This is a genomic window from Inquilinus limosus MP06, assembly GCF_000767795.1.
Lineage (GTDB): Bacteria > Pseudomonadota > Alphaproteobacteria > DSM-16000 > Inquilinaceae > Inquilinus > Inquilinus limosus_E.
On sequence record NZ_JANX01000973.1, the window covers coordinates 1 to 1,322 of the forward strand.

2 protein-coding genes are annotated in these 1,322 nt (G+C 71.2%); both read left to right on the forward strand.

What is annotated here, in order from left to right; translation table 11 throughout:
* On the forward strand, positions 1-826 hold an 826-nt coding region (locus P409_RS34515), incomplete at its 5' end, for a S1C family serine protease (RefSeq protein WP_152613715.1).
* Positions 827-937: 111 nt separating this feature from the next.
* On the forward strand, positions 938-1,322 hold a 385-nt coding region (locus P409_RS34520; protein WP_034849420.1), incomplete at its 3' end, for a hypothetical protein.

Here is a 1,322-nt window from a genome sequence, read left to right on the forward strand (position 1 = left end):
CGGCTCCGGCTTCATCATCGACCCGGCCGGCTACATCGTCACCAACAACCATGTGGTGAAGGACGCCGACGAGATCACCGTCACCCTGAACGACGGCACCGTGCTGCCGGCCAAGGTGATCGGCACCGACCCGAAGACCGACCTCGCCTTGATCAAGGTCAAGGCCGGCAAGCCGCTGACCGCGGTGGAGTGGGGCGACAGCGACGCCGCCCAGGTCGGCGACTGGGTGATGGCGGTCGGCAACCCCTACGGCCTCGGCGGCACCGTCACCGCCGGCATCGTCTCGGCCCGCGCCCGCGACATCAACGCCAATCCGCTGGAGGACTTCCTGCAGATCGACGCGGCGATCAACCCCGGCAATTCCGGCGGCCCCAGCTTCGACGCCGGCGGCAAGGTGATCGGCATCAACAGCGAGATCTACTCGCCCTCGGGCGGCTCGGTCGGCATCGGCTTCGCCATCCCGTCCAACCTGGCGAAGTCGGTGATCGCGCAGTTGCGCGAGCATGGCAGCGTCCGGCGCGGCTGGCTGGGCGTGCAGATCCAGGCGGTGACGCCGGAGATGGCCGAGGCGCTCGGCCTCGGCACCGCCAAGGGCGCCCTCGTCGCCGAGGTGCAGAAGGGCAGCCCGGCGCTGAAGGCCGGCCTGCGCCAGGGCGACGTCATCCTGTCCTTCGCCGGCAAGCCGGTGGCGCAGTCGAAGGACCTGCCGCGGCTGGTGGCGGAGGCCCCGTCCGGCACCACTGTCCCGGTCCAGGTGCTGCGCGACGGGAAGCCGAAGGACCTCTCGGTCGGCATCGCGGTGCAGCCGAAGGCGGTGGAGAGCTGACGGCCGCGGCGGGCCGGCTTCCGGCCCGGCCTCGGGCCGCGATCGGCCGGCCCGCGGTGGAAACGAAGTGTTTGGTTGCGCCGGCCCGGCGTTTTGTTCATGATACGTTCTATGAATGAGGCGCAATCCGCTTCCGGCGAGATCCGGCCGGCCGACCCCGACCTGCATTGGACGGGATGGGCGCTGGACACGCTGCGCGAGCTGGTCTCGATCGACATGCGCACCAAGCGCATGACCGCGACCCAGCAGCTGCAGCAGGTGCCGGCGGAGCCGGACGCGCCCGACGCGCCCGATTTCGACCTGAAGCAGGCGCGGCTCTCCCGCTCCGTGCGGCTGTCGCTCGCCATGGCCGAGCGGATTCGGCGCGACTATCTGCTGCGCAAGGACGAGCGCGTGGCATCGGGCGAGCAGGCGCGCCGCCGCAGGCTGCGCGAGCAGGTGGCCGAGGCCGCCGTCCAGGCGGTGGCGGCGCCCGACAAGGACTGGGACGCCGATT